The organism is Paraburkholderia caledonica NBRC 102488 (assembly GCF_000685095.1).
GTDB classification, from domain to species: domain Bacteria; phylum Pseudomonadota; class Gammaproteobacteria; order Burkholderiales; family Burkholderiaceae; genus Paraburkholderia; species Paraburkholderia caledonica.
This window is the reverse complement of the sequence record NZ_BAYE01000008.1, coordinates 72,556-87,031: the sequence shown is the minus strand read 5'-3', so window position 1 is coordinate 87,031 and position 14,476 is coordinate 72,556. Positions and strand designations below refer to the sequence as shown.

Below are 14,476 nucleotides of genomic sequence, written 5' to 3'. Positions count from 1 at the left end.
TTTTCTGCGACAATCGGTTAACAAAGAGAAAACGTTACCTTCGGGATGAAAAAACTTTCTCCGACCATTCGCGATGTCGCTGCCGCTGCGGGTGTCTCGGTCGCAACCGTGTCGAAGTACATGAACGGCGCGCAGCGCTTCTCCGCGCCGGTCGAGGCTCGACTGAAGTCCGCGATCGAAGAACTCGGCTACCGTTCGAACCCGCTCGCGCGATCCATGATCACCGGCCGCACGCGCGCAATCGGGCTGACGATTCTCGACATCAGTAATCCGCACTTCACCAACGTGGTGAAGGGCGCGAATCGCATTGCGCTGCGCCACGATTACACGCTGCTGCTCGTTGATACCGACGAGAACCAGGCGCGCGAACGGCCGTTGATCGAAGCCCTTGCGCAGCGCGTGGACGGGCTGATCCTCAGTTCGCGCATGTCCGACAGCGAGTCGCAATGGTTGCTCGATCTCGGCAAGCCACTCGTGCTGCTGCGGCACAGCGATACGTTGCCGATCCCGAGTGTGGGCATCGACAACCGGCTCGCCACCTACATGCTCGCGCGACATCTGCTAAATCTCGGACATCGACAAATTGCTTACCTCGGCTTTGGACAGGCACGCATCAACGACGAGCGGATTCGCGGCGCGCGCGAGTGTCTCGAAGAAGCGGGCCTGACGCTCGATGTCTACGACGCGCACGCGCCGACCTCTCATGCCGGCGAACATGCATGTTCGCGCGTCATGCTCGGCCCGCGCAGGCCGCATGCGGTGATCTGCTATAACGACCTGATCGCGCTTGGCTTCATGAAAGAGGCCGCGTCGCTGGGTATCAAGGTGCCGCAGGAGTTGTCCGTAACCGGCGTCGACAACGTTCCGTACGGCGAATACGCAGCGCCGGCGCTGACCACGGTCGATATCCAAAGCGAGAAGATGGGCGAGCTCGCGATGCAGAAACTGATCGACGCACTTGCGGGCCACGCCGACACAGGACATTCGATGTTCGAGCCGAGGCTCATCGTCCGTGAATCGACGGCGGCCTGCGGCTGACATGCGTCGCGCTCTCACTCGCGGTTTCACGCATTCACGCTTTCACGCCTCGAACTTCGCCGGCGCCATGCGCGGCGTCAGCATGTGCATCACGGCAAACGCGATGAGATAGGCGAGCGCGCCGATTGCGAACAGCACCCAGTAGTGACCGGTGCGTTGCAGCACCTGTCCGATCACTTCCGAAAACAGCACGCCGCCAATCGAACCAGCCATCCCGCCGATGCCGACGACCGCGCCAAGCGCGCGCTTCGGAAAGAGGTCCGACGCCGTGGTGAAGAGATTCGCGGACCAGCCCTGATGCGCTGCCGCCGCGAGGCCGACGATCGCAACCGCGCCCCATAGGTTGTCCACCTGCGAGACGAACGCGATGGGCAACACGCAACACGCGCAGATGAACATCGCCGTTTTGCGCGCGGCATTCACGCTCCAGCCTGCACGCAGCAACGCCGACGAAAGCCAGCCGCCGCCGATGCTGCCCACGGTCGTCATCGCGTAGATGCAAACGAGCGGCAGACCTATGTGCTGCATGTCCATGCCGCGCGACTCGTTGAGCCACTTCGGTAGCCAGAACAGATAAAACCACCACACCGGATCGGTCAAAAACTTGCCGATCAGGAACGCCCAGGTCTGCCGCTTGCGGATCAGCACGCCCCAACCGGGCGCACGGGCGTTGGCGTGGGCGGCATCGAGCGCTTCGACTTCGTCACGGGCTTCTTCGAGATCGTCGTCGTGCGAACTCGGTTCAGCCGAGCGGTAAAAAGCGAACCATACGGCGAGCCACACAATGCCCAGCGCGCCGATGATCACGAACGCCGAGCGCCAGCCGAACGCCAGTGCAAGCGGCGGGATGATCGCGGGCGCGAACACTGCGCCGATGTTCGCGCCTGAGTTGAAGATGCCGGTTGCCAGCGCGCGCTCGCGCCGCGGGAACCATTCGGCGGTGGTCTTGATCGCGGCCGGGAAGTTGCCGCCTTCGCCTATGCCCAGCAGCGCGCGCACCATTGCGAAGCCGGTTACCGAGCCTACCGCGGCGTGGAGCATCGCGGCGATGCTCCACACGAGCATGGCAAGCGCGTAGGAAATTCGCGTGCCGAGCCAGTCGACGATCCGGCCGAAGCACAGCAATCCCACTGCATAAAACGCCGAGAACGCGATCACGATGCGGCCGTACTGCACCTGGCTCCAGCCGATGTCGTGTTGCAGCAGCGGCGCGAGCAGACCGAGAATCTGCCGATCCATATAGTTGATGACCGTCGCGAAGAACAGCAGCGCGCACACCGTCCAGCGATAGCGGCTGGCAGTACGGGCTAGACCAAGTACAGCAGTTTGCATGGATGTCTCCGTCGCGCAGCCTCGCTCGTCGCGCCGCGCTTCATATGCCGGGCGACGAGCGCCCCAAGCCAGTCACGTGCGACGCAGTGCAACAGCGCCGAGTCGACGATTCGGACCTAATTAGGAAAACGTTTTTCTAAACATAGAAGCTTTGCGCGCTCTTTTCCAGTACTGAGTTTACCTAGGGTTGTGCGCAGTGGCGCAGTGGTGCGAGCATTTAGTCCTGACGAAAAGTTAATCGTTTTCGTAAGGTATTCGGAGGCCAGTTGTGCTCCATCCAATTCCAGTCAGGAGACAAACATGCGTTCCCCACTAGATCCGCGCGGCATGTGTGCCGCGAGTGCGCTGACACTTCTCATGACGGCCTGCGGAGGCGGCAGCGATACGATCCAGCCGCCTGCCGCCACGCCTACGCCTTCTCTTCATTCGATCGTCTACGGCGCGAGCGATACAAGCGTCCCAGCCGGGACCGATGTGCCCATTACGATGATGGGGCAGATGCGAGCGCTGTTCGACCTGATCAGGAAGGCGCCGGACTTTACGCAGGTCGTGACGGATCTCGGGGACGGCAGTCCGGTACACGTGCTCGACACCAACACCGGCGACAAGTTTCTGCCGGGCAAGCTGGCGCTCGGCCTTTCGTACATCCTGATCGATATGAAGGCCAAGGGCGACCCGAAGTACGCGGACTACCTGGCGACGTACCGGAAGATCACCACCGCGATGATGAGCCAGACGAGCGGCGCGGATTACCTGTATGCGAACACGTCCTGGGGCGAATATTATTACCTGGTTGCCCTGAACAATTTCAAGGCGCGCGGCATGTTGAATGAAGTATTCAGCGACGCCATGCTGGCTACGCTGCAAAACCGCCTGACGTTTTGCGACATGTTCGGCGCAGACTCCAGCGGCAAGACCAACACATGCCCTGCTGCCGGCGTGCCCATCGACGTTGCATCGCTCAACACCGCGCAGAATTATTACGCCGTCTCGTACGGTATTGCAGGACTACGGCAAAAGCTCGGGTGGAGCAATCCGACTTTCTCGTCTGCCACCGACCCGGCCGTTGCGACGATGAGCGCACGAGATGCCTTGTTGTACACGCTCGCCAACCATATTCGAAACGATTCGTCTGGCGGGTTTTCCGACGAAGCGTCGAACACGCACACGACCTATTACGACAAGGCGCGCTTCGACAGATACAGCACGTTGCTGATCGGCGAGGTGGTGGAGCGCACACTGGAAATGGGTAATGAGGCCAATCTCACGCCGGAATTGAAGGGCTATTTGAGAAAATCGGTGGATCTCATTCTTCCGCAACTGAATGCCGACGGCGAGGGCTTCAACTACGGGCGTTCAATCGGTCCTTATGGCGACTCGGCATTCATGGAAGTGCTCACGGCCGCGGCCAATGCGGGCGTGTTGACGCCGCAGGAAATGCAGATTGCCTATACGTTCATCTATAAGGCGGCTCGTCGCTACGAGACGTTCTGGTATGACCCGACGTTGCCGACTCCTTCGGTGAATATGTGGGTGAAAGGCCGTGGCACCGACACATACCGCGGCAAGCCGCGCGTAATGGGTGAGAACTTCAGCCTGCTGCATCAGTACATGTATGTGGATGCGTGGTGGAGCAAGCTCGGCTTCGGCGGCAAGGCGCCTATGCCGGATTCCGACTTCCAGGCCTGGCTCGATGCGAGGCCGCGTTACACGCTCACCTGGTACAACCAGCCTACCGATACCGCGCACCCGTACAGCGCGGCGCTTGTCACGGTACGCGACGGCAATCGGGTCATCAATCTGAACCTGAGCCAGGCCCCGGACTACAACTCGTACACGCCGTATTACCCTGTTCCTTTCTCCGACAAGCTCATTTACGGCACGACGGACCTCGGCTATGCACTGCTCATTCCGCAAGTGTCCTACAACGGCAAGACGTACATACCGGTCACGTACTATAAAAATCTGAGCGTCACGCAAAGCAATGGCCAGGTGATCGTGTCGTTCGACACCGCAAAGTTCAGACAAGCCACAAAGAACGCAGCGTTTTCCACTGACCTCGATTTGCAGGCTCACACCGTTCTCACATTCGGTCGCGGCACGCTGACGCGAACCGATACGCTAAGCTCGGCAACGCTGACCGGCAATCTGGCCGTCGAAACGGATTTCACTTCGTTCGCCGATTTCCAGAAGACGACAGCCAGCAGCGACGGCTTCTCGGTCAACTACGCCAACAGTAGCGCGACTGCTTACGGCACGACCGGCTTCGACGGTTGCGCGCTGTCGAACTTCGACACGGCGGGCGGCGTGACTAATCCATTGTCGACAACGCCAATCGGGCAGTTGCATTCGAAGTTTGCGTGTACCACGCAGCCCTTCACGCTGAACGCGGGCGGCAACCGTATGTTCACCTGGAGCCTGAAGTACACGAGCTAGTATCGTTCAGTGGGGCTGCTCGATCATCAGATAGCGAATCACCAGCGCAGGGTCGGCTATATCGAGTATCAGGCGCCGAAGGATGCGCTTGCGCATATGGTTCTCGTCGAGCAGCCACGGGCCGCCTGCGTCGCTCAGATAGCGGCACAGCGCGGCGGGCGTGTCGGCGTCGGAGGGCACGTTCAGGCGTACCGCGAGGAGCCCGGCGACCACGTCGTCGAGTTCCAGCGTCAGCGGACGCGAGTCGATGGTCAGCGTCAGTTCCATAGGTATTCGAACCTCACTCGAGGTGGCTGCGGCTGCTGCAAAAAGCGGCTCCGTCAGTCGCGAACCGACAGCGGAGCCGAACCGGAGCCGAACCGGAGCCGAACCGGATATAAACGCGGCAATGGCAGCCTGACTTTCTAGTAATCGAGTTCCGGCGCGGAGACCGCAGCCGTCGCCAGCATGCTGGCGGAAAGCGAAATAAGGATTTTCGGAGCGACTTCAAGAGGCTATTTGCGAGGGAGTTTGTAACAAGACTTTTCGACTGGCGAGATAGCCGGCGCGCGGGATCGTTGGCGAAACGCGTACTTGAAAAACCTTGGCCGTCGGCCTATTTTATTTTCGCTCAGCAGTCGCGTTGCACGCGCTGCGTGTTTCGATTTGTTTGTCAGTGGGTAGATTTCCCTGATCGGCGAGCTGGAGCGCGTGGTCCGGTTCGCCCCACAGGGCGAAGGAGCAACACCATGAGCGATAAGAAATGGAACCCGTTCAAGTTTCTGCGCGGCTCGGGCCGCAAGCCCGAGGCGGAGAATGCCTCGGCGAATACTTCGGCGCCGCCGTCGAGCGAGCAATGGCGGGCGGCGTGGCCTGACATTTCGCGGCTCTTTCCTCGCGATTCCTGGCGTGCCGTCGAGGAGTTCTTCCACGATCCATTCGCGGGCCGTGGCGCGCTCGAGCGATGGTTTGGCGACTTCAGTTCATCGCGCTTCCAGCCGCGTATCGACGTGGTCGACGAAGGCAAAATATTGCGCGTGACGGTCGAACTCCCCGGCATGGAGCGCGACGACCTGACGGTGAGCGCCGAGGACGGCGCACTCGTATTGCGCGGCGAGAAGAAGCAGGACGTGCATAGCGAGGAAGACGGCTGCTATCGGCTCGAACGTGCGTACGGAAGGTTCGTGCGCACCATCCCCATGCCGGAGAACGCCGATCCTGAGCGCACGCTGGCCAGGTTCGACAAAGGGGTGCTGACTCTAACGGTACCGAAGCAGGAGCCGACGCGGGCCGCGAGCTGCAACATTGAAATTGGCTAGCGCGATAGGAATCGCATCGCAGAGCGTCATACGCGCCTGGCGGCGGACAGGCGCGAGGGGACCGGGCCGTTAGCTCAGCTGGTAGAGCAGCGGACTTTTAATCCGTTGGTCGGCGGTTCGAATCCGCCACGGCCTACCATCCAGTTCCGGCTAACCGGACCGGAACCGGGCCGTTGCGCCCGAAAAGAGTGCGCGTTGGCGCATCGCAGTGCAGGTCGTCACCGCGCGAGGGCACAAAAGATGGCTGACACGCGGAAAAACAGCAACTTCTTCGTTGGCACGCTTCCCGCTTAAGAGAGTGGGCAAGGAGCCGGCGCATCAACCGGTTCGTCAAACAATTTGGAAATGGACGGCTAGGGTTCCGGCCTGCTTCGCGCAGGTGCTGGTCCGAGAGCTGTCGACCTCAGGCGAGGTTACACGGCGGGATAAAAGCCCGGGAGAGAACGCGATGTTTGCGCTGCTCCCTGCCGTCGCTAACCGTCCCCTCCGAGGTCAACCTCATGCGCAAGCTCGTTCGCTGTCTTGGCATTGCCGCCATCTCCCTCGCCACATTCGCCTCCAGTGCCGCGCTCGCCGCGGGTCGCAACGACTTCAAGGTTTGCTGGACCATCTACGCGGGCTGGATGCCGTGGGGTCAGGCGAAGACTCAAGGCATTGTCTCCAAGTGGGCCAAAAAATACGGCATCAACATCGATGTCGTGCAGTTGAACGACTATGTCGAGTCCATCAATCAGTACACCGCCGGCAAGTTCGACGGCTGTGCAATGACCAATATGGACGCGCTCACTATTCCCGCTTCGGGCGGTGTCGATTCGACAGCGTTGATCGTCAGTGACTACTCGAACGGCAACGACGGCGTGCTCATGAAGGGCAAAGGCAAACAGATTGCCGATCTGAAAGGACAGCAGGTCAATCTCGTGCAGTTCTCCGTGTCTCATTACCTGCTCGCCCGCGCATTGGAAAGCGCGCATATGAGCGAGCGCGACCTCAAGGTAGTGAATACATCCGACGCCGACATTTCAGGCGCTTTCGCGACGCCTGCCGTCCACAACGCGGTGACGTGGAACCCGATGCTCGCCGACCTGAGAGCACAGCCCAACGTGACCGAAGTCTTCGACTCCAGCAAGATTCCTGGCGAGATCATGGACATGATGGTCGTCAACACGAAGACGCTGCAGGCGAATCCCGCACTCGGAAAAGCACTGACCGGGGCATGGTTCGAAATGGTCGCGTTGATGCACAGCAACTCGGCAGAAAGCACCTCGGCTTTGACTGCAATGGCGAAAGCTTCCGGTACCGACCTCGCAAACTTCAGAGGTCAGCTTTCGACAACGGCGCTTTTCTACACGCCGAAGGCCGCACTGGATTTCGTAACCAGCCCTGACATGCCGAAGATCATGACGCGCGTCGCAAAGTTCTCCTTCGACCATGGTCTGCTCGGACAGGATGCCCGCAGCGCGGACGCCGTGGGAATGGCATTCGATAAAAACGTCGTGGTCGGCAACAAGAACAACGTCAAGCTTCGTTTTGACCCGACCTACGTCGAGATGGCTGCCGCAGGCAAGCTCTGACGCGGATATTCCCGGCTTAATGAGGCGGTCACCATGAGATTGATCAATCGACATCCGAGCCGGATCGGCGGCCTGATGCTACTTCTGCTGCCGTTCGTCGTGCTATTGGCTGTGTACTTCATGGGGTCCGCCGAGCGGCTCAAGCTCAATCCCGATGACAAGCTGCTGCCGGGCGTGGCGCAAATGAGCGATGCGGTGAAAGCAGTCGCATTCACCGAGGACAAGCGCACCGGTGAGTACCTGTTGTGGGCCGACACGCTGTCGAGCCTGAGACGACTTGGAATCGGCCTTCTCGTCAGTGCGGTGATTGCTCTTGTGGTAGCCGTGGCAACGGGCTCGTTTCCGGTGGTGAGTGCAACGCTCTCACCGTTCGTCACGGTGATCTCGATGGTGCCGCCGCTCGCGGTGCTGCCGATTCTCTTCATTGTGTTTGGACTCGATGAATTGTCGAAGGTGGTTCTCATCGTCATCGGTATCACGCCAATGATCATTCGGGACCTGCATGCTCGCGCGAGAGAGATTCCAGCGGAGTTGTGGGTCAAGGCTCAGACGCTTGGCGCAACGAGCTGGACGTTGATCTTGCGGCTCGTACTGCCGCAACTTCTGCCGCGGCTGCTTGCGGCGATGCGTCTTTCGCTCGGAGCCGCATGGCTCTTTCTCATCGCGGCTGAGGCGATTGCGTCGACCGATGGTTTGGGTTACCGCATTTTCCTCGTGCGGCGATATCTGTCGATGGACCTGATTCTGCCGTACGTCGCGTGGATTACGCTGCTTGCCTGGCTTACCGACGAACTGCTTCGCCGTATCACGCAGTGGTGCTTCCCCTGGTATGGCGGGGGCGCGCGATGATCGAAGTTCGCAACGTCTGGAAAGAGTATGGCGATCAGGTGGTGCTCGAGCGCCTGAACCTGACCGTCAAAGAGGGTGAGTTCTGTTCGATGGTCGGCGCGTCGGGATGCGGCAAATCAACCTTTCTGCGACTTCTGTTGGGGCAGGAGCAAGCGACGCGCGGCCAGATTCTGCTCGATGGACAACCGTTGCCGGGCGAGCCGGATGCACACCGTGGTGTGGTTTTTCAACGCTACTCGGTGTTCGATCATCTCACTGTGCTGCGCAACGTGACGCTCGGACTGGAGCTTTCACGAGCGAAGTTCACCGGGCGGCTCTTCGGCGCTCAACGACGTCGCGCCCGCGACGAAGCTGTCGCGATGCTCGAACGCGTGGGCCTTGGCGCCGCCGCTGACAAGTATCCGCAGCAACTCTCCGGCGGTATGCAGCAACGCCTTGCAATCGCTCAGGCGCTGATGATGAAGCCTCGCGTCCTGCTGCTCGACGAGCCGTTCGGCGCGCTCGATCCCGGCATTCGCCGGGACATGCACGAGTTGCTGTCTGATTTGTGGCGCGAATCGAAGCTCACCATCTTTATGGTCACGCATGACCTGAAGGAAGGGTTCACCTTGGGCAGCCGCGTACTCGTCTTCGACAAGGTTCGGGTGGACCCTCAAGCGCCCGGAGCTTACGGGGCACGCATTACCTACAACATTCCGCTCGACCGTAGCCGCGAATCCGTGTCCGCCGTTCACCTGGCCCAGGCGGCGGTGCAAGGCGCGTCGAGTTTCGAAGCAATCTCGGACTGAAGGGAACCCGGATATGAATCTGTTACTTGAAGAAACCGTGCCCGGCGGCGGTCATACGTCGCTCATCGTCAAACGCGGACAGTCGCTTCGCGTGACCGACCTGCACGGTGGCGCAAACGTCAGCGTCATGATGGTCAATGCAACGGAGAAGAGCGAGCGTCTCAACCTGCCCGATTCGCTGAAATGCCAGCACACCGCGAAGCTGACCGCCGGCCACTGCCTGTATTCGGACATGGGTCGCGTACTCGCCGCGATCGTGGCAGACACGTGCGGCTGGCATGACAGCATCGGCGGGGTGTCGAACGCCGACGAAGTCTTCGAGCGATACGGCAGCGGGCGCTACCAGGAATTGCGCAACGCTTTCTATCGCAACGGCACGGACAACCTGCTCGTCGAGATGAGCAAGTGGGGGCTCACCATCTCCGACTTGCTGATGACGCTGAACCTCTTCAGTCGCGTGGACGTTAGCGACGACGGAACACTGAGCTTCGTGAAGGGCAACTCGAAGACCGGCGATTACGTCGACCTGTATGCGCCGATGAACACGCTGGTCGTGCTCACTGCGATCCAGCATCCGCTCGACCCAAGCCCTGAATATTCACCGAGGCCTGTGAAGCTGGAATTGAGCGAGGCGGACCCGGGCGTGGCCGAAGCATGTCGCACCGCATGCGATGAGAACGTGCGCGGCTTTATCAACACCGAACGATTCTTTCTCTGAGCGGAGGGCTACTCATGACCAGCACACTCGTTGTCAGTGACAAACGTCCCGAAACGGCGGCTTTCCGTCAGACCGTTGCGGCGGGCGAACCCTGGCTTCACGAGGTGAAGGCCGGGCGCACATTGCGCATCGTCGATCTCGAAGGCAATCAGGCGGTCGACACGCTTTTCTATAGCCTTGCCGACCCTCGCGAGCGATTCGACCCGCAACGCACGCTGCGGCGTCAGAAAAACCTGTATCTGACGGCCGGTTCGGTTCTGTATTCGAATCGCGGCAACGCGATGTTGACCATCGTTGCCGACACCTGCGGCCGCCACGATACGCTCGGCGGTGCCTGTGCGCAGGAGAGCAACACCGTTCGTTATGCGCTCGAAAAGCGTTACATGCACAGCTGCCGCGACAACTTTCTGCGTGCTTGCGCGCATGACGGCCGTCTTTCCAAACAGGACGTCGGTGCGAACGTCAACTTCTTCATGAACGTGCCCGTCACTGCCGAAGGCGGTCTTACGTTTGAAGACGGCATTTCCGCGCCGGGCAAGTATGTCGAGATGCGCGCGGAGATGGACGTCATCGTGCTGATTTCGAACTGCCCGCAGTTGAATAACCCGTGCAACGCCTACAACCCTACGCCCGCGGAGGTGCTGATATGGGACTGAAGCGCGTTCGCAGTTTGATCTACTTCCTCTTGCTGGTTCGCTCCGGACGCTGCGTGACTTGCACTCGCGAACAACTGAATCTGGCAAATCGCTGATGCGACTTCGGCCGTGGACGACCGCGGCTGCAAATTCCCACGGCGGGACGGCCCGCCTTTGAATCCGGGTTCCTCCCATGTTTGAGAAGATCCTTATCGCCAATCGCGGTGCAATCGCTTGCCGCATCCTCAGAACGTTGCGCGAACTCAATGTGACCGGAGTCTCCGTCTTTTCGGAGGCCGACAGGGCGAGCCGTCATGTGAGCGAAGCGCCAATCGCGCACGAACTGGGCGACGGCCCCGCGGCGATGACCTACCTCGACTCGACGAAGATCCTCGAGATTGCTCGCCGCGAAGGCGTTCAGGCTATTCATCCAGGATATGGGTTCCTGTCCGAGAACGCAGCTTTCGGCGAAGCATGTGAAGCAGCGGGCATCGCTTTCATCGGCCCAACGCCCGCACAGTTGCGAGCATTCGGTCTCAAACATACGGCTCGGGAGATCGCGGGCAATCAGGGTGTGCCGATGCTCAACGGCACCGGTTTGCTGGAGGACTTGCCCGCAGCACTCAACGCAGCTGAAAGCATTGGCTATCCGGTGATGTTGAAAAGCACGGCCGGCGGTGGCGGTATCGGCATGCGAGTCTGTTGGCATGCGGATGAACTCGGTGCGCATTTCGATGCGGTCAAACGCCTTGGCGAGAACAACTTCAGCGATTCAGGCGTGTTTCTCGAGAAGTACATCGAAAGAGCCAGGCATCTCGAAGTGCAGGTTTTCGGCGATGGAAAGGGAGACGCGATTGCGCTCGGTGTCCGCGACTGCTCGGTGCAGCGGCGCAATCAGAAGGTGCTTGAGGAAACCCCTGCGCCTTGCTTGCCGGAAGGGATCGCACAGGCATTGTGTGACGCTGCCGTCAAGCTTGCAAAGGCGGTCGATTATCGTTCTGCCGGTACGGTGGAATTCGTGTACGACAGCGCTGCTCAGCAGTTTTACTTTCTGGAAGTGAATACGCGTCTGCAGGTCGAGCATGGTGTGACCGAGCAGGTTTGGGGCGTCGACCTCGTTCGCTGGATGATCGAGCTGGCAGCAGGAACGCTCGCGCCGCTGAATGAACTCGCCGCAGGTCTCACACCGCGAGGCCATGCGATTCAGGCTCGACTTTACGCTGAAGATCCGGGCCGCGATTTCATACCGAGTCCGGGCCTACTCACCGATGTAGCTTTTCCGCAGGCCGACGGAAGTACGCTGCGTATCGATACGTGGATTGAATCCGGTTGCGAAGTGCCGCCGTATTTCGATCCGATGCTCGCAAAGATCATCGCGTGGTCGCCGACGCGAGAAGAGGCGCGCCACGCGCTGAACGATGCGTTGCAGAACACACGTATCTTCGGGGTCGAGACAAACCGCGACTACTTGCGCCAGATTCTCGACGACGAGCCTTTTGCGTCTGGCGAACCGTGGACCCGCTGCCTGGAAGGCCTGAAGTATCGAGCGAGCACGATCGAAGTGGTGAGTGGCGGCACCCAGACCACGGTGCAGGATTTCCCCGGCCGACAGGGCTTCTGGGCAGTGGGCATACCGCCGTCCGGTCCCATGGACGACCGCGCGATGCGGCTCGGCAATCGCCTGCTCGGCAACGCGCCGGAAGCGGCTGCTCTTGAAATCACAATGAGCGGGCCGACGCTGAGATTCAACACCGACGCGGTTGTCGCGGTTACTGGTGCAGAGATTCCAGTGCTGCTGGACGACGTAACGCAACCTCTGAATACCAGCGTCTTTGTGCCAGCCGGTTCCGTGCTGGCACTCGGTACGATTCGGGGCGCCGGCGCGCGCGCATATCTGTGTGTGCGCGGCGGCCTCGACGTTGCGCTGTATCTGGGGAGTCGCAGTACCTTCACGCTGGGCCAGTTCGGTGGGCATGGTGGTCGCGCCGTTCGCGCGGGCGACGTGCTGCATCTTTATCCACTGCAGGATACGCAAGCTGGCGCGGCGCTCTCCAATGTGCCGACGCTGGAAAGCGTTCGCACAATACGGGTGATCTACGGGCCGCACGGCGCGCCGGAGTACTTCAGTGGCCGTTACATCGAGCAATTCCTCGATACGGAGTGGGAAATACATTTCAATTCGAGTCGCACCGGCGTGCGCCTCATCGGACCGAAGCCGGAGTGGGCGCGTGAAGACGGCGGAGAAGCCGGGCTGCATCCGTCCAACATTCACGACAATCCTTATGCAGTCGGTGCCGTCGATTTCACCGGCGACATGCCTGTGATTCTCGGGCCGGACGGTCCGAGTCTGGGCGGCTTTGTCTGTCCGGTCACGATTATCGAAGCGGACCTTTGGCACATTGGCCAACTCAAGGCAGGCGACAAGGTTCGTTTCGTTCCCGTGGAAATCGAACATGCACTCGAAGCTGCACGCGAGCGCATCCGCGAGCTGGAGAGCCTTGCGATTACGCAATGCGCGCCAGTCGAAAGACGCTCCGCGCTGACGTCTCCCATTGTTCTCGACTCGGGCGCTGCCGATGAAAGGCTCGTGGCACGCTTGTCCGGCGACACACATCTTCTTCTGGAGATTGGGCCGCCGGAACTCGACCTCGTATCGCGTTTTCGCGGGCATGCATTGATGCAGGCACTCGAAGCGAAAGCGCTGCCGGGCGTGATCGATCTCACGCCGGGAATACGCTCGCTTCAGATTCATTATCGGCCCGAGCATTTATCTCTTGCCCAACTGCTTGGCGTCGTAGGGGAGGCCTGGGAGCAAGTCCTGTTGATGAAGGACCTTCGCGTTCCGTCGCGCGTCGTCCACATTCCTCTTTCGTGGGACGACCCCGCGTGTCAACTCGCGATCGAAAAGTACATGACCACGGTGCGCAAAGACGCGCCGTGGTGTCCGAGCAATCTCGAATTCATTCGCCGTATCAACGATCTCGAGTCTATCGACGCAGTCAGGCGCATCGTCTTCGACGCGAATTATCTCGTGATGGGGCTAGGCGACGTGTATCTGGGCGCACCGGTCGCGACGCCACTCGATCCGCGTCACCGTCTCGTGACGACCAAGTACAACCCGGCGCGGACCTGGACCGCGGAGAATTCGGTGGGCATTGGCGGTGCGTATCTATGCGTCTATGGAATGGAAGGGCCCGGCGGCTATCAATTCGTGGGCCGCACGCTGCAAATGTGGAATCGCTATCGGAAGGTCGCGGACTTCGCCGGGCAGCCCTACCTGCTGCGCTTCTTCGACCAGATCCGCTTCTACGAAGTCTCGTCCGAAGAACTGCTGCGCATTCGCGCTGACTTTCCGCTCGGACGCTATCCGTTGCGGATCGAGGAGTCGGAGCTTTCTCTGCCGGACTATCAGGCGTTCCTTGCGAGCGAATCGGCCAGCATCGACGAGTTCCGGTCCCGACAACAGGCAGCATTCGAAGCCGAGCGTGAACGCTGGCGAGAAGCGGGTACATCGGAAGAGGCAATCGAGGCGCCCGTGGCCGAAGACGCTCAACTGGCGCCTCTGGAAGACGGCGAGGTGTCAGTGGACAGCGAGATCGCCGGGAGCCTCTGGCAGGTGAAGGTAAAGCCCGGCGACGTGGTTGCCGCAGACGACATACTGCTTGTTATCGAGTCAATGAAGATGGAAATATCGGTTTGTGCACCCTGCGCCGGAACCGTCGGCGAGATTTACGTGGGTCCGGGCTCGCCTGTGCGCGCCGGGCAGCGGATTGCAGTCATTGAACGTCACTGAATACGAGGACACACAGAC

11 protein-coding genes, 1 tRNA gene and 1 riboswitch are annotated in these 14,476 nt (G+C 60.3%); of the genes, 10 read left to right on the top strand and 2 right to left on the bottom strand.

The features are described from left to right. Nucleotides 1-45 precede the first annotated feature (45 nt). Nucleotides 46-1,038, top strand: coding sequence for a LacI family DNA-binding transcriptional regulator (locus BCA01S_RS18005; protein ID WP_027778098.1), 993 nt, complete (start codon nucleotides 46-48; stop codon nucleotides 1,036-1,038). A gap of 42 nt (nucleotides 1,039-1,080) precedes the next feature. Here BCA01S_RS18005 and BCA01S_RS18000 read toward each other — a convergent pair whose 3' ends face one another. After that, on the bottom strand, nucleotides 1,081-2,370 hold the full coding sequence (locus BCA01S_RS18000; protein WP_027778097.1) for an MFS transporter: 1,290 nt from the start codon (nucleotides 2,368-2,370) through the stop codon (nucleotides 1,081-1,083). 300 nt (nucleotides 2,371-2,670) lie between these two features. Between BCA01S_RS18000 and BCA01S_RS17995 the strand changes: the two genes are divergently transcribed. Then, nucleotides 2,671-4,806, top strand: coding sequence for a hypothetical protein (locus tag BCA01S_RS17995; protein WP_027778096.1), 2,136 nt, complete (start codon nucleotides 2,671-2,673; stop codon nucleotides 4,804-4,806). Between the two features lie 6 nt (nucleotides 4,807-4,812). Here BCA01S_RS17995 and BCA01S_RS17990 read toward each other — a convergent pair whose 3' ends face one another. Then, nucleotides 4,813-5,073, bottom strand: a complete 261-nt coding sequence (locus BCA01S_RS17990; RefSeq protein WP_027778095.1) for a hypothetical protein — start codon at nucleotides 5,071-5,073, stop codon at nucleotides 4,813-4,815. A 461-nt stretch (nucleotides 5,074-5,534) separates the two neighbouring features. Between BCA01S_RS17990 and BCA01S_RS17985 the strand changes: the two genes are divergently transcribed. The 8 genes from BCA01S_RS17985 (at nucleotide 5,535) to uca (ending at nucleotide 14,458) form a co-directional block, all read left to right on the top strand. Next, nucleotides 5,535-6,104: an Hsp20/alpha crystallin family protein gene (locus BCA01S_RS17985; RefSeq protein ID WP_027778094.1), complete on the top strand. Its 570-nt coding sequence runs from the start codon at nucleotides 5,535-5,537 to the stop codon at nucleotides 6,102-6,104. A gap of 63 nt (nucleotides 6,105-6,167) precedes the next feature. After that, a tRNA-Lys gene (locus BCA01S_RS17980) sits at nucleotides 6,168-6,243 on the top strand. A 203-nt stretch (nucleotides 6,244-6,446) separates the two neighbouring features. Beyond that, nucleotides 6,447-6,546: riboswitch (guanidine-I (ykkC/yxkD leader) on the top strand. Between the two features lie 58 nt (nucleotides 6,547-6,604). Then, nucleotides 6,605-7,675 (top strand): putative urea ABC transporter substrate-binding protein, encoded by a 1,071-nt coding sequence (locus BCA01S_RS17975; protein ID WP_027778093.1) that lies wholly within the window; start codon nucleotides 6,605-6,607, stop codon nucleotides 7,673-7,675. Between the two features lie 33 nt (nucleotides 7,676-7,708). Then, the gene (locus BCA01S_RS17970) at nucleotides 7,709-8,524 is read left to right on the top strand and encodes an ABC transporter permease (protein ID WP_027778092.1); all 816 of its coding nucleotides are present in this window, start codon (nucleotides 7,709-7,711) and stop codon (nucleotides 8,522-8,524) included. Then, nucleotides 8,521-9,312 (top strand): ABC transporter ATP-binding protein, encoded by a 792-nt coding sequence (locus BCA01S_RS17965; protein ID WP_027778091.1) that lies wholly within the window; start codon nucleotides 8,521-8,523, stop codon nucleotides 9,310-9,312. The genes BCA01S_RS17970 and BCA01S_RS17965 overlap by 4 nt, the downstream gene beginning before the upstream one ends. Before the next feature lie 13 nt (nucleotides 9,313-9,325). Beyond that, a complete protein-coding gene (locus BCA01S_RS17960; protein ID WP_027778090.1) occupies nucleotides 9,326-10,030 on the top strand; it encodes an urea amidolyase associated protein UAAP1 in 705 nt (234 codons plus the stop codon). Between the two features lie 14 nt (nucleotides 10,031-10,044). Further along, a complete protein-coding gene (locus tag BCA01S_RS17955; protein ID WP_027778089.1) occupies nucleotides 10,045-10,686 on the top strand; it encodes an urea amidolyase associated protein UAAP2 in 642 nt (213 codons plus the stop codon). 172 nt (nucleotides 10,687-10,858) lie between these two features. After that, a complete protein-coding gene (gene uca / locus BCA01S_RS17950) occupies nucleotides 10,859-14,458 on the top strand; it encodes an urea carboxylase (RefSeq protein ID WP_027778088.1) in 3,600 nt (1,199 codons plus the stop codon). Nucleotides 14,459-14,476 lie beyond the last annotated feature (18 nt).